This window comes from Syntrophomonas sp., assembly GCF_028707975.1.
Taxonomy (GTDB): Bacteria; Bacillota; Syntrophomonadia; order Syntrophomonadales; family Syntrophomonadaceae; genus Syntrophomonas.
The window spans coordinates 39,264-53,225 of sequence record NZ_JAQVZX010000001.1; the positions used below are offsets into that span (position 1 = coordinate 39,264).

Annotated in this window: 15 protein-coding genes and 1 pseudogene; 1 reads left to right on the plus strand and 15 read right to left on the minus strand. The window is 45.6% G+C overall.

Annotated elements, in window-relative coordinates; genetic code table 11:
• Positions 1-139 precede the first annotated feature (139 nt).
• The 13 genes and pseudogenes from PHP87_RS00200 to PHP87_RS00260 all read right to left on the minus strand — a co-directional run bounded on the left by PHP87_RS00200 (position 140) and on the right by PHP87_RS00260 (position 10,552).
• Positions 140-451, minus strand: a complete 312-nt coding sequence (locus PHP87_RS00200) for a MazG-like family protein (RefSeq protein WP_299917074.1) — start codon at positions 449-451, stop codon at positions 140-142.
• Between the two features lie 40 nt (positions 452-491).
• On the minus strand, positions 492-971 hold the full coding sequence (locus PHP87_RS00205; RefSeq protein WP_299917076.1) for a cytidine/deoxycytidylate deaminase family protein: 480 nt from the start codon (positions 969-971) through the stop codon (positions 492-494).
• 59 nt (positions 972-1,030) lie between these two features.
• Positions 1,031-2,287, minus strand: a complete 1,257-nt coding sequence (gene glyA / locus PHP87_RS00210) for a serine hydroxymethyltransferase (RefSeq protein ID WP_299917143.1) — start codon at positions 2,285-2,287, stop codon at positions 1,031-1,033.
• Positions 2,288-2,323: 36 nt separating this feature from the next.
• Positions 2,324-2,749, minus strand: a pseudogene (gene rpiB, locus PHP87_RS00215) (ribose 5-phosphate isomerase B); the annotation flags it as partial.
• On the minus strand, positions 2,746-3,222 hold the full coding sequence (locus PHP87_RS00220) for a low molecular weight protein arginine phosphatase (RefSeq protein WP_299917078.1): 477 nt from the start codon (positions 3,220-3,222) through the stop codon (positions 2,746-2,748). The gene PHP87_RS00220 and the pseudogene rpiB, both read right to left, overlap by 4 nt.
• 16 nt (positions 3,223-3,238) lie before the next feature.
• Positions 3,239-3,826, minus strand: coding sequence for a manganese efflux pump MntP family protein (locus tag PHP87_RS00225; RefSeq protein WP_299917080.1), 588 nt, complete (start codon positions 3,824-3,826; stop codon positions 3,239-3,241).
• 63 nt (positions 3,827-3,889) lie between these two features.
• Positions 3,890-4,909 carry an L-threonylcarbamoyladenylate synthase gene (locus PHP87_RS00230; protein WP_366942867.1) on the minus strand — a complete coding sequence of 340 codons (1,020 nt, stop codon included), beginning with the start codon at positions 4,907-4,909 and terminating at the stop codon, positions 3,890-3,892.
• The gene (prmC, locus tag PHP87_RS00235) at positions 4,906-5,757 is read right to left on the minus strand and encodes a peptide chain release factor N(5)-glutamine methyltransferase (RefSeq protein ID WP_299917082.1); all 852 of its coding nucleotides are present in this window, start codon (positions 5,755-5,757) and stop codon (positions 4,906-4,908) included. Before prmC ends, PHP87_RS00230 begins: the two co-directional genes overlap by 4 nt.
• A complete protein-coding gene (prfA, locus tag PHP87_RS00240; protein WP_299917083.1) occupies positions 5,758-6,825 on the minus strand; it encodes a peptide chain release factor 1 in 1,068 nt (355 codons plus the stop codon).
• A gap of 121 nt (positions 6,826-6,946) precedes the next feature.
• Entirely contained in the window at positions 6,947-7,858 is a 912-nt protein-coding gene (locus PHP87_RS00245) for a DUF1385 domain-containing protein (RefSeq protein ID WP_299917085.1), read from the minus strand.
• Positions 7,859-7,982: 124 nt separating this feature from the next.
• Entirely contained in the window at positions 7,983-8,186 is a 204-nt protein-coding gene (rpmE, locus tag PHP87_RS00250) for a 50S ribosomal protein L31 (protein ID WP_011641772.1), read from the minus strand.
• A gap of 277 nt (positions 8,187-8,463) precedes the next feature.
• The gene (locus PHP87_RS00255) at positions 8,464-9,174 is read right to left on the minus strand and encodes a LytTR family DNA-binding domain-containing protein (protein ID WP_299917091.1); all 711 of its coding nucleotides are present in this window, start codon (positions 9,172-9,174) and stop codon (positions 8,464-8,466) included.
• Between the two features lie 4 nt (positions 9,175-9,178).
• Positions 9,179-10,552: a GHKL domain-containing protein gene (locus PHP87_RS00260; protein WP_299917093.1), complete on the minus strand. Its 1,374-nt coding sequence runs from the start codon at positions 10,550-10,552 to the stop codon at positions 9,179-9,181.
• Positions 10,553-10,755: 203 nt separating this feature from the next.
• On the opposite strand from PHP87_RS00260, the gene PHP87_RS00265 reads away from it, so the two are divergent.
• Positions 10,756-11,373: a prohibitin family protein gene (locus tag PHP87_RS00265; protein WP_299917095.1), complete on the plus strand. Its 618-nt coding sequence runs from the start codon at positions 10,756-10,758 to the stop codon at positions 11,371-11,373.
• Positions 11,374-11,500: 127 nt separating this feature from the next.
• Here PHP87_RS00265 and PHP87_RS00270 read toward each other — a convergent pair whose 3' ends face one another.
• Positions 11,501-12,469: an HD domain-containing protein gene (locus PHP87_RS00270; protein ID WP_299917096.1), complete on the minus strand. Its 969-nt coding sequence runs from the start codon at positions 12,467-12,469 to the stop codon at positions 11,501-11,503.
• A 174-nt stretch (positions 12,470-12,643) separates the two neighbouring features.
• Entirely contained in the window at positions 12,644-13,897 is a 1,254-nt protein-coding gene (locus PHP87_RS00275) for a radical SAM protein (protein ID WP_299917097.1), read from the minus strand.
• Between the last annotated feature and the right edge of the window lie 65 nt (positions 13,898-13,962).

Sequence of the window (13,962 nt, forward strand, 5' to 3'; positions counted from 1 at the left end):
CCGTCCTCATACCTTGAAAAACCGCTAATCAAACCGGCTTGTTGAATAAGATGGTCGATCTTTTTTAACCGGGCGCTACTGTGTATATATTACGATTAGCTTGTCTTCAAGTTCCATTATAATCTTTTTACAAAGCTTTTCATCGGGATAAATATCCTTTGCGTTCCAGCTTCCCCCAATGATCCTTTAACATTTCTTCAATGCTTAGATCAAATTGTTCTTCCATCACAAACATCATGGTAATTGCCGTTTGAGCCACATCCAAAAGTTCCCGCGCAATTTGTCTTACCACTATCTCATCGTTAACTTCCACTTTTTCACCGCTCATTCCCCGGTATTTGCCTATCACCTGTGCCAGCTCACCGGCCTCTTCCATAAGTTTCAAGGCGGTTGATTCCAGAGTAGGGTTAAGTTGGTTAAGTCTGGGTAAGGACAGGGTCTTGGTTTCCATAATATATTACCACCATTATTCTATAATTGATTAAACAGTATTATCTGTTATGGTTAACCCCTTCGCTTTGCTGGGGTTTGAGTAGTAGCTCAATACCTGCTTCCTTTAAGAATTTTATGGCCAAATCATCGTCAAAATTACCCCGATGTACAATTCTTATTATACCAGCATTTATTATCATACGGGCGCAAATAATACAGGGCTGATTGGTGCAATAAAGTACAGCTTTCGAAGTGCTTACTCCATAAAAGGCGGCATTTATTAAAGCATTTTGTTCAGCGTGTACCCCCCGGCAAAGTTCATAGCGCTGTCCCGAGGGAATACCACGCTCCTCACGCAAACAGCCTATATCCAGGCAATGTAAGAGTCCACGCGGGGCTCCATTATAGCCGGTGGAAATAATGCGCTCATTCTTTACCAGCACTGCCCCTACCTGCCTTCTCAAACAAGTGGAACGTGTTGCCACCAAATCAGCCAATTGCAAAAAATACTCATCCCAATCGGGCCTGTTGCTAACCATTTTCTACCTCTACTTTGGAGTTGTCAAGGGGAAGGTTCTCTTGACATCCCTTTGTTTTCTTAATATCTCTGGACATAGAGGGGATACTTGTCACAGAGACCTTTAACTATCCCTTTAGCTTCTTCTTTTACTTCCTCGCTGCCAGGCTTGTCCAGTACCAGAGTCATAGCTCGGGCCAATTCCCTCATATCCTCGCCCTTAAGCCCGCGGCTGGTAACCGCCGGGGTTCCCACCCGAATACCACTGGTAATAGTCGGCTTCTCTGGATCAAAGGGGATAGCGTTCTTGTTTACGGTAATGTTTACGGCTTCCAGGATAGCTTCGGCATCGCGTCCGGTAAATCCTTTAGGACGAAGATCGACCAACATTAGGTGATTATCCGTTCCTCCTGATACCAGCCGTAAACCTTGCTCCAGCAAAGCCTTGGCCAGTGTAGCGGCATTGTTAACGATAGCCTGCTGATAGGCTTTAAATTCCGGCATAAGGGCCTCTTTAAAGCAAACGGCCTTGGCTGCTATCACATGCATCAAAGGCCCCCCCTGTATGCCCGGGAAAACCGCTTTGTCTATTTTTGTCGCCCATTCCTGCCGGCATAAAATAAATCCTCCCCGAGGTCCGCGCAGAGTTTTGTGGGTGGTGGAGGATACAAAGTCGGCATAGGGAACCGGGCTGGGATGAAGGCCTGCAGCCACCAAACCGGCGATATGAGCCATGTCGACGAAAAGAAGGGCACCCGCTTCATCGGCAATTTCTCGAAATTTCTGAAAATCCAGAATTCGGGGATAAGCACTGGCGCCAGCCACAATCATTTGGGGACGCGCTTTTAATGCTACTTCTCGCAACTGTTCATAGTCAATGCTCTCTGTATCCCGGTTGACCCCATAGTCCACAATATTGAAATACTTCCCGGATATATTAACTTTACTGCCATGAGTGAGATGTCCCCCGTGATTTAGATTCATGCCCATGATGGTTTGCCCCGGCTGCAACGCTGCAAAGTATACTGCGGTATTAGCCTGGGCACCGGAATGGGGTTGAACATTGGCATGCTCTGCCCCGAAAATCTTTTTAACCCTATCCCGAGCCAACTCTTCTACTATGTCTACATATTCGCAACCGCCATAATATCTGGCACCAGGTAAACCTTCAGCATATTTATTGGTCATCACCGAACCCTGGGCCGCCATAACAGCACGGGATACAAAGTTCTCCGAAGCAATTAATTCCAGTTTATTGTTTTGCCTGGCCTCTTCCTTTTCTATGGCTTCCGCCACCTCTGGGTCTATTGGCTTAACATATTTTTGAATATAATCCATGTGGCTTGACTCCTCCCTCAGGCATTTTTTTTCTAATTTACTTATCTTTTCAACCCGGCGCAGGTGCCTACCTGCATGAAAATTACTTTTTATAAAGCTCTTTATAATTTCTAAAGCCAAGCCCCCTCCTGTTACCCGGGCACCCAGTGTTAGTATATTAGCATCATTATGTTCCCGAGCCAGGCGGGCACTGTATATATTATGACATACCGCCGCTCTTATTCCGGGAATTTTGTTGGCCGCTATAGCCACGCCAATCCCGGTTCCGCAGATCAAGAACCCCAGGGTCTTTTCCTGTAGAACCAGCCGGGCTACCTCTTCAGCTATGTCGGGATAATCCATCGATTCTGTACTAAAGGTTCCACAATCCATTATTTCGTATTCTTCTTCAATCAGAGCATTAATAATCTCGTTCTTTAGTTCCAAGCCGGCATGATCACAGCCAATAATTAACTTCATCATATTCCCCCTGCACTTTTTCGCTGGAGTATTTCCTTTAAGACCTGCGGCAAAATAGTCTTTAACTGCTGTAAAGTATCCAAGTAAGCTTCCCGTCCCATTCCTATAGGATCGATAATATCCAGCTCTCCCAACCCCGCAAACTCAGCCAGAGAAAAGATACAGTCCCTTTTAAGGGGGAATATCTCTTGTAAATAGTTGCGCTGGCTTATGGTCATAGAAAGAATCAAGTGCGCATCTTCCAATAAGTCATCACTGAGTGGAAGCGATAAATGTTGGGAAATATCTATTTCTTCCTGACGCAGAACTTCTACCGCTTCCGGAGAAGCCGGACAAGCTGGATAAGCAAAAATACCGGCTGAAAGCACTTCAAAGTCAGAATCCAGTTGCGTTTCCCTTATAATTTTGGAAAAAAGAGCTTGTGCCATTGGACTCCTGCAGGTATTACCGGTGCAAGCAAAGAGAATTCTTTTCATTCTAGCTTTCCTTCTCTCAAACTACAAACTTTATTGCCAGGGCTAATAAAACTACTCCACCAAAGATTTGGGCATAGCTTCCTATCCAGCGGCCCAGTACTCTTCCCCCGGCAAATCCAGCCCAAGTCATAATAGCTGCAATTATTCCCATCATTAACACCGTAATAAGAATGGGCATTTTTAAAGTACCCAAAGTAAAGCCAACTGTCAAGGCGTCAATGCTTACAGAAAACCCCAAAAACAAAACACTGGCCCAACTATCCGGATTATTTAACTTGTTGCCAGTCAAAGCTGCCTTGGCCTCAGCAAACTTATATCTCCGGGGTTGGATTTCAGCGTATCCCTTTCGCAGCATTTGCAGACCCAAGTAGAGCAAAACCAGGGCTCCCAACCTGGTAGCCCACACTCCCGAAAACCTTCCTGCCACCAGCCCCAGGTTTAAACCTAAAAGGGGCATTAAAACATGCAGAGCACCCACTGTTAAAGAAAATTTCCGTTCATAATCTTTGGTAACTCCGCGCAAACCTATTCCCATGGCCAGGGAAAGAGCATCCATCCCCAGAACCACAGCAATTAATGTAATCGTTATTAATTGTTCAATCATCTTTGACAGCACTCAATAAACTTACGCTTGGTTGGTAAGCAGTGCTCGCACCTCTTTCATAATCTACTTACTGGAACCCCTGGCTGCCTGGTATATGCGATCAAGTATAACCCTTCCTATCCCCCCTGGTTTCTCGGGAAGGGGGGTGAAAAGCAGCAGCTCGAATTCCCTCTCCTCGGCTTCCCGCAAGAGTGAATAAAGGCGGTTGCTAGCAGAACTTATGTCCAGGTCATAAGATTGATGTTGGGGATATTTATCTTTTAAGCTTTCCCAACGGGCATTTTTTTTTTCGACATAAGTGTAAACCAGGGCCAGCTTTTTTTTCGCATGCTTTATATCAGCCAAGGAGTTTTCAATCTCTTCCCAAGTTTGGCAGAGAAGCAATTGGGAATTGGTCTGGTAATGATGATACTGTTCCTGGCCCCGGTCATTAATGGCAATGGCCATCCCTGTAGCTTCTTCTAATTCCTCTACAGTGATACCACCCTGGCGCAATATTCGGCAACCCCGGCTAGTGAAATCTATAATGGTAGATTCCAGCCCCAAACCAGTTCTCCCCGCATCTAAAACCGCAGCTATCTTACCGTCCAGATCCGCTTTTACATCTTCAGCATTAACCGGACTGGGACGGCCGGAAAGATTGGCACTTGGAGCTGCCAAAGGCCCGGTCTGATCAATCAAAGCCAGGGCCACAGGATGAGCCGGCATGCGCAAACCCACCGTAGTTTTTCCACCTCGGACTATAGCTGGTACCGTTTCCCGGGCCGACAGGATAATGGATAAAGGGCCGGGCCAAAAACGTTCCATAAGCATTTCAGCCACAGGAGGAATCTCTTTAGCCACACTTTCCACCTGTTCCATCCGGCTCAGGTGAAGCAAAAGGGGATTGGCTTCTGGGCGCCCTTTAGCCATAAATATTTTTTCCACTGCCTGGGTTTGAAAAGCTGCCGCCCCCAGACCATAGACCGTCTCCGTCGGAAAGGCTACTAACTCCTGGGCCTTGATTAAATTAGCGGCTTTTATGATTATCTCCTTTTCCGGACAGGTCGGATTAACTTGCCAATACTGGGTTTTCAGTGTTATTGCTCCCTTCTAGACTTGAGCAGACGCTCCCTGCCTGCCAGGTCCTTAATCACTTCTGTTTCCCCAAATCCCCGCATCATTTCCTGCCCCTTTTGCCCTTGCTCATGCCCAATCTCCAACAAAAGGTAACCCCCGGCAGCCAGTAAAGCTGCGGCCTGGGGCAACAAACGCCGGTAAATATCCAAACCATCGCCTGGGGCCAACAAAGCCAGTGAAGGTTCATAATTTTTCACCCCAGAATCCAGTATTAAAAATTCTTCCTTAGGAATATAAGGTAAATTGGCCACAATAATATCGAAAGGTTCTTCATTTACGAGAGGAAAAAGCAAATCCCCCTGGTAAAAACTTACGGTAACGCCATGCCGCGCTGCATTATCGCGGGCTATTGCCAGGGCTTCGCCAGATATATCTGAAGCATAGATCCGGGCTGTAGGAAGATAAAAAGCCAGGCTCACCGCAATCGCTCCGGAACCGGTTCCTACATCGCAAATACGCAGCCCTTCTTTTCCCTGGGCTATTTCCAGGGTTTCTTCTACCAATAATTCCGTTTCCGGGCGTGGAATCAATACCGCCTGGTTAAGCTTGAATTCAAGAGACATAAACTCCTTATGTCCCACAATATAGGCTAAAGGTTCGCCCTTCATTCGTCTTTTAATCAGTTCGCGGAATTGCTGGCGTTCTTCCTGGTTAACCGGCTTGTCAAAATGAGTATATAAATAAACCCGGTTCTGCAACAAAACATGGGCCAGTAAAACTTCCGCCTCCAGGCGGGGTTCTTCCAGGCCCCGATCCGCAAAAAACCGGGTAGTCCACTCCATTAGTTCATTTATTAGCCACTGTTCCTGCACTCAATCCACCTGTTTCAAACGCTCTGCCTGGTAATGGGCTATGAGAGCATTTATTATATCCTCCAGCCGCCCCTCCAGTACCGCTTCCAGCCGGTGCAAAGTCAGGTTTATGCGGTGGTCGCTTACTCGGCCCTGGGGGAAATTATAGGTGCGTATGCGTTCACTGCGATCCCCACTGCCTACCTGGCTCTTACGGGCACCTGCCATTTCCGCATTCTTCTCCTCCTCCAGAAGCTCTTTCAACCTCGCCCGCAAAACCCGCAGGGCTTTAGCCTTGTTCTTGTGCTGGGATTTCTCATCCTGACAGGTTACTACCTCGCCCGTAGGGATATGAGTTATTCTTACGGCTGATTGGGTGGTATTAACCGATTGTCCGCCGGGACCACTGGAACAATAAACATCTATGCGCAAATCATTGGGGTCAATATCTACTTCTACCTCTTCGGCCTCTGGTAAAACAGCCACCGTTGCTGCCGAAGTATGAATTCTTCCACCAGATTCCGTAACTGGTATGCGCTGCACCCGGTGAACTCCAGATTCAAATTTCAGCTTGCTATAGGCTCCCCGTCCATCAACCACAAAAACTATTTCCTTGATACCCCCGATATCGGTGTAATGAGTATCCATTATCTCTGTTTTCCAGCCTTGTTCCTCAGCGTAACGGCTGTACATACGAAACAAATCACCGGCAAAAAGGGCGGCTTCCTCACCACCAGTACCGGCCCGAATTTCCATGATTACGCTTTTTTCATCATTAGGATCTCGTGGTAGCAAGAGTATTCTTAATCCCTGCTCCAGAGAAACTTTTTTTTCTTGTAACTCCGGAATCTCTTCCAGCAGCATTTGTCGAAATTCTTCATCCTCTTCCTCTTCCAGCATCTCCTTGGAATCCTCCAATTGCCGGGACAGTGATTTATATTCGCGATACATATTTACAATATCGCTAAGATCAGAATGGGCTTTGGCCAGCTTTTGAAACCTGGCCTGGTCGGAAAGAACTTCAGGCTGGCTCAAGAGATGGGTTAAATCATTATATTTTTCTTCCAGACTGTCCAATTTCTCTAGCAATTCGTTTCCTCCTCGATATTTTGGGAACTGAACAAGTATTTTGAACAAGCGGACGGTTCTCCTGTTCAACTCCAGCAGAGTAGTGCAGATCTAGCTCCCGTAAGGTTTTTCCCCTGATTCTCTATAGCGTTTGTAAGACCGCTGTCTCCTCTGCGGCGGGCAAAGCAGTTTTCTCCTCTGCTAAAACCGCCTGGAGGGCTGCTATAGCCACTTCCAGCATGCCATCATCCGGTTCCCGGGTGGTAAGTCTCTGCAAAAGCAGACCCGGAGCAATCAAAGTTTTGGCCCACTGGCAGCTATAATACTTGCCGGTGAATTTCAGGAATTCGTATCCCAGACCAGCCACTACCGGAAGAACTGCCAGTCTAGACCATACCCGATAGAACAGGCTTCCTTCTCCCAGCATGGCAAAAACCAGAATAGATATTACCATCACAATAAGCAAGAAACTGGTACCGCAGCGGGGATGTACGGTCGTATATCTACGGACATTTTTTACGCTCAGTTCTTCCCCGGCTTCATAGGCGGAAATGGACTTATGCTCGGCTCCATGATACATAAAGACTCGGGCTATATCTTCCATTTTTGATATGGCGTAAACATATAGAAGGAAAAAAGTGATTCTGATTAGGCCTTCGACAATGTTCTGCAGGATTATTCCCCCGGTATACTGCTGTGTGTAGTGCACAATTGCCGTAGGAAGAATCACAAACAGCAAAACTGCCAGGGCAAAAGCAATCAGACCGCTGATTAGCATCTCTCCAGAACTGAGTTCTTCTTCATCTTCTCCCAGGGACATATTGGCGGACTTGTTCAACATCCTGATTCCCACCACCATAGAATCTATAAGTACATAAGTTCCCCGGATGAAAGGCCATTTTAAGAAAGGATACCGGCGGGGAAGCTGGCTGTTGGCTTCTTGATCCAACTCAATGTTGCCGTCTTCTTTTCTAACGGCTATGGAAGTAACTTCCGGGCCCCGCATCATAACCCCTTCGATTACGGCCATACCCCCATATTGAAACTTAGCCATTTTATCACCTTGTCCTATTAAATAGTAAGGCGTAAAGTGTGAGGTGGCTGAAACATTATCCCCATTCACCTTACACCCAACGCCTTAGAAATAAAGAGCAGAGACCAGTCCCTGCCAATATGCACTAACTCAAGCCGTATTTTTTCTTGAACCTGTCAACTCTTCCGGTGGTGTCAACCAGCCTTCCCTTGGCTCCGGTATAAAAAGGATGACACTTGGAACATATTTCCACGCGTATGTTTTCGCTGGTAGAGCCCACTTCAAATTCATTACCACATGCGCATCTGGCTTTGGCCTGATGGTACTTGGGATGTATTTTCGCTTTCATTAAATTCACCTCTCTTCAACCTGGCTAGCTGCAGTTAAAAGATCAAATGAACTGCAAAAAAAATTATATCAAGAATAAGGTTAAAAGACAAGGAAATATAGAAACGAAATGAAAAAGTCAGCTTCTTGCGCCAAATCCTTATAGTCGTATTCTGGCGCTCGCTTTGTATATTTATGCAACCCTTATGCAACAAAAAGGAGTTTTTGCAGGGGAATCAACTTTCAATTGCTTCTTCTCTTTTTTCCTTGAGAAATACAACCTGGGATAGCTTGACATTCTACAACCCCATTTGTCTCTTGTATTCCGGGTATTTATAACGGCTCATCAAGGCTTTCTGTTCATAACCGTAAAACTCGATTTCATAGGAGCGGTCAAATATTCCCCGCGCCTGTTTTATCTGCTTCAGATTAACAATGAAGGACTTGTGAACCCTAAGGAAACTGCGGTCAAGCATCGCCTCCAATTCAGCCAGGGATAAATAGCTTTCAAAAATACCCTCTTTGGTATGAATAAAAGATAGATTGTTCTGAATCTCAATAAAAATGATGCCGCCTGGCCTTATATGATGTATTTCGTTTTTGTACTTAATCACCAGGATATCGGAATCCAATGCATCCTTTTGCTCTATTTTTTCAGCTATCTCTTCTACTGCCTCCCTGAATCTGGTAACTTTTATCGGTTTTAAAATATAATTATAGGGATGTACCTCAAAAGAATCTATAGCGTATTTGGAATAAGCGGTTAGAAAAACTATGTAAGCTTCTTTATTGAAGCTGTAAATATTTTGGGCCACCTGCAGGCCATTTAGTTCGCTGCCTTCCAGTTCAATATCCAAGAAAATAAGATCGGGGCGTTTGTTTTGAGCCAGAGCAATAGCTTCTTCAGCGCTGGCAGTGGCCATAACCTCTCCTACCACTGGTATATCCTCCAATAGTTGTCGAATAAACTCCCGGCTGTATTCTTCATCTTCGAGCAGCAGAATCTTCAAGATATCACCCACCCCCCGTCTTCCAGCGCTCGAGCCTGGTATAGCTTTTACTCGAGGCGATATTGCTTCCTTTATCAGCTAGCTTTATGATTACACTGGTTTGTCCTTTGCTCATGACTTCGATCGTCCCCTGGTAGCGCTCCAAAAGTCTGCTGACCAGGTACAGGCCATAACCCCGGGCCGGAGAATCCTTATTGGTATAGCCCGGTTCGAATATCCATTCTTTCTCGCCAGCGGGAATCCGGGCCCCGTTATTTTGAATACTAATTACATAATGTTGGAATTCATATTTGAACTCTATTGCTACCCGGGGTTTGCCTTTGTCCTCCAGGGCTGCTTCCATTGCATTATCCAAAAGGTTGCCCAGTATGCTGCAAATATCCCAGGGGGGGATTGGTATTTCCGCTGGATCGCATTTCACGGCTACCGCAAATTCTATACCCTGGGATTCGGCGAAACTGCGTTTGCTATTTAGCAAGCCGGTCAGCACCGGATGGCCCGTATAAAGGATTTCTTCCATCTGCCAGTACTCTTCAGCAATTCCTTCTATGTATTCTTTGATTTCCTGATAACGCTTTAAATAAACCAGGGACTGTATAGCCTGAATATGCCGGCTGTATTCGTGTTTTTGACTCTGTAAAACCTTTAAGAGCAGCTCCACCTGTTGCAGGTGACTTTTTAACAACTGGACTCTTTGACTGCTCCTGCTGTTTTCCTCCAATTGTTTTATGGCTACTATACTTAATATAGCTATGAGCAATACAATTATGTTAGCCCAGGGAACGATAGCAGCAATATTAAAGCGTTGTTGATTTACCAACAGACTAGCACTGATCAAAACCAGCAAAAAGCTCTGCAGGAGTATGACTGCAATGACAAATACCCCTTGATTAATGGGTCTCTTTACTTCTCCGGCTTTTTTCAAATCAAAAAGAATAAATTTGGCCTGTCGGATAAATGCATATAACAGCAACCCTAGAAGGAGTTCGGGTAAGAACGCCGCAATATTAAACCAGGGCTGTTCCGCCAGATCCAGCACCGTCTTGGAAGTGATTTGCAATAATAGTGGTAAATAGGCATTTTCAATTACACCAAATATCATAACTCCCAGTAAAACTGCAGCCAAACTACGCCAGAAATCGATTCGTTGTAAAACTACTACCAGGATAGTTAATAAAAGAACCAATATTATAGTATGAATTCCAAACAACAAAGGCAGCTTTCGCAAAAAGTAAGTAACTACAGCCATTATCCCCGACAGTAAGAAACACTGGCGGGCATTCACCTGCAAATTAAACAAGCCAAAGCCGATTTTTAATATCAAGATGCTTTGTAGTACGGAAATAAGAACAATGGCATACCAGGGTACAGAAAACATATCGTCCTCCCCATAATAAAAATACCGTATTAACCCCCCATGCCCGGCACCGTTACTAGTCTTCTATTTTCTTTAGCTACTATCCTCTTCTAAAAACGGGCATTCGCCAATTAAAAACGGGCATTCGCCAATTTTAGCAGGAAGTGCAAAATAAAGAGCGAATTTTTGTTATTTGGGGAATACCTTGAAGGGAATGGCTGTCTTTGTATATCCTGCTGGAAATAAATCTTTCCAAAAAACATTTAAGATGGGGATTATCATTACTTCTACTGCTCTTATTCTTGCTTCTACTGCGTCCACTGGTATCCGTACCGGTCGGTTATGTCGGCATCATACTTCAGCAGGGAAAGATACAGGAAACGCTAATGGACGCGGGGCTTCACCTGCGGATCCCCGGATACCAGAAGATAGTCTATCTGGATTGCCGGGTTCAATCGTTGGAAATGCAGGCACTGGCCAGCAGCCGGGATCTGGAAACACTTAATGCCGCCGTCTCTCTCTACTACCATATTGACCCTTCCCGTGCAGGGAAACTCTATCAAAAGGAAGGCATATCCTACGAAGATAGCTTGATAGCTCCTATCATAGAGGAATCTTTGCAATCAGTTTTTGCCTGCTACTCCAGCCGGGAATTACTTTCCCAATACCCGCAGGTGGTGGCGCAAAGCTCCCGAATAATCACCCGAAAACTGGCGGAATCCAATATTATTGTAGACAGATTCAATATCCCTAGCCTGGTTTTTAGTTCCCCGGCAACTCTGAGTAAGTATATAGACCGCGATTACAGTCAGAAATTCACAAATACTATTTGGGACGCATAATATGACGCTCCAGCAGATTGATGACAACGCGTCCTGGAGTCAGGATGGGTAAGAACCGAAGAGCAAGTAAAGGTCGAAGATCCAGCAGATGAAATAGAAAAATTTACTGCGAAGCCGGGGTATCCCCCTAAGCTAAGCGGAAGGTAAAGAAATGCTGACCATAGAAGCTGTCGTATTTGCTAAAATACTCTTCATCTCCGTCTCCTTCTTCAATTTTATTCTTAAATACAAAGACCCTGGCATCCAGGTTATCCATAGCATAAAGAATATATGCTTCTGTAAACAGAGGAAGCACTGGGGAGCCATATTCCAGGCTACCATGGTGGCTGACCAGCATGTGCTTGATCATCCACTCCAGCTCCAGAGGGAATTCTATTCCTTCGTTTTTCATCTCATTTATCCTGGCAGCTACCATTTCATTGCCCAGTACAATATGCCCCAGGAGCCTGCCTTCCGGGGTATAGCGTGGCGCCACATCCATCTCATATTCCACGAGCTTGCCGATATCATGCAGCAATGCTCCAGTCAGCAAGAGGTCTCGGTTTATACCCGGGTAAGAGTCCGCCGCTTTGTTACATAGACCTGCCACTGACAAAGAATGCTCCAGCAGACCGCCATAATAATTATGATGAATCTTTTTCGCCGCCGGGGCCTGAAAAAATCGCGCGCGAATCTCCGGATTAAATACCCGCTGCAATAATTCCTTCATATTCGGATCAGCGATAGAATTCAGAATCTGGTCAAACTCCTTCACCAATTGCTCCATATCAGTTAGCGGCATTCTTAAATACTGTCGCTGGTCTTCATCCAGTATCTTTATCCTCTTCGCTATCACCTGCAAGCGTTGATTATAAATACCTATATCACCCAATAGGCCAATTACCAAACCTGTTTCCAATTCTCCGTGGATAGAGCAACTATCCCATACGACAGAATAAATTTCGCCGGAGGAATCAGCTATCCTCAGGTCAATAATCTCGCGCCCATCTTTGGTCTTTCTCTGGTTTTTGCCTATAATCAAGTATTTCCCCCAGAACTGGGTACCTGGAGGCAGAGCCTTGAGTTCCTTAACCGTAAATGGTCCTTTCTTTTCCAATCCTTTTCTCCTCCCACAAAAGAGTCAGGGAACGGTTCTCTGACTCACTTTTTCCTACTCCGCCACCACATTTATATTTATAAAGCGATACAGGTTCCGGGCCTGCCCCCCATATTACTCCAGACCCCTTACGACTTGCCCCCACATCTTACCTTGCTCCTGCTTCCTTGCAACTTAACGAACAGGATGAGAATATGAGCCTATTTTTACTCCGGGAAGTTCTGTTTTTAGGAGTTTTATAAAATTGCTTATTCCTAAAACCCGACTCTTGCCCGGAAATGTTCGCATTAGAAATTCAGGATCAATATTCAAGTTACGTAATTGAATCATATCCACCTGGTTCTGGCTGACAAATTTCATCAAGGCTTCGATTTCTTCTTTACGATCACTAAAGCCGGGGAAGGCTAAGAGGTTTAAAGATATTTTTACCCCGCGATCCCGGGCATAAGCAATGGAGTATTCCACATCAGCCAGACTGTAGTCCTGCGGACGATGATAAAGATCATAATTCTCCTCTATTGCAGAAAAAATAGTAATCCGCATGGAGTCCATTCCGGCATCAGTCATCAACTTGACCCCTTCACAATAACCGGCATTGGTATTCATGTTGATAGTTCCCTGCGAGCAAAGATCCCGTATCTGGTGGATGGCCTGAGACAACCTTTGGCCATTCAATGCGGGCTCACCTTCGCATCCCTGGCCAAAACTAATGATTGCTTCCCGCGCCTTTAGCAAGTGCTCACTGGCCACTTCAGAGATCTCTTGTACCGTAGGTATAAAGTCCAGGCGATTTTGCGGCGATGTTGTGCCACAATGGTCTTCGGAAATACAAGCGATGCAAGCAGCATTACAGGCCTTCATAGTTGGAATGCCGCCTTCCCAACGCTGGTAGAAAATATTCTGAGCGGTAAAACAGCTATACTCCAGGGAACAGCGGGCTAATTGATGTAATATCCGGTTCTGGGGATATTTCTTCAACATTTTGTTTATCTTTAAGGGTAATCTTTCGGTGTTGAAATATCGAGGGTGCCATTTGCGGTGTTCATCACTTTGTACGGCTGCTACATAGATTTTTCCTTCTTTCAGAGCTACCGCAGCATAACCCAGAAGTGGCAGCAGGACTTCCCCGGAACTGCCCACACAAGCCGGCAGGAGGGTGCGGGTAAAACCCTGGGGTAGAAGAGCCGCAACAGCATATGCCCGCTGCCCGATTTTCAGCGGGTCAAACTCAAAATAAGCCAGTCGCTCGTTCATATCCAAACCTACCGGGATATTCCCCGGGATTCTTACCAATGACGCTCCGCGGGGTAAAGGCATCATTTCACTAGCCTCCGGCACCAACCATTCACTTCCACTGCGCCCCAGCATAAGTATGTTAGGATGCTCCAGGACCTCTCCCTTTTCATTGGCATAAAGGCTAAGATACATGTTAACCCCCCATAAAGTTGAGAAATATGCCTGATGACAAAATCGAGTTGTTTATATTACCAGCG

Bases quoted from the DNA above. Each gene is read 5' to 3' on its own strand.
- PHP87_RS00200 (WP_299917074.1), bottom strand. From the start codon at position 451: ATGGAAACCAAGACCCTGTCCTTACCCAGACTTAACCAACTTAACCCT.
- PHP87_RS00205 (WP_299917076.1), bottom strand. From the start codon at position 971: ATGGTTAGCAACAGGCCCGATTGGGATGAGTATTTTTTGCAATTGGCT.
- glyA (WP_299917143.1), bottom strand. From the start codon at position 2,287: ATGGATTATATTCAAAAATATGTTAAGCCAATAGACCCAGAGGTGGCG.
- PHP87_RS00220 (WP_299917078.1), bottom strand. From the start codon at position 3,222: ATGAAAAGAATTCTCTTTGCTTGCACCGGTAATACCTGCAGGAGTCCA.
- PHP87_RS00225 (WP_299917080.1), bottom strand. From the start codon at position 3,826: ATGATTGAACAATTAATAACGATTACATTAATTGCTGTGGTTCTGGGG.
- PHP87_RS00245 (WP_299917085.1), bottom strand. From the start codon at position 7,858: ATGGCTAAGTTTCAATATGGGGGTATGGCCGTAATCGAAGGGGTTATG.
- rpmE (WP_011641772.1), bottom strand. From the start codon at position 8,186: ATGAAAGCGAAAATACATCCCAAGTACCATCAGGCCAAAGCCAGATGC.
- PHP87_RS00260 (WP_299917093.1), bottom strand. From the start codon at position 10,552: ATGTTTTCTGTACCCTGGTATGCCATTGTTCTTATTTCCGTACTACAA.
- PHP87_RS00275 (WP_299917097.1), bottom strand. From the start codon at position 13,897: ATGTATCTTAGCCTTTATGCCAATGAAAAGGGAGAGGTCCTGGAGCAT.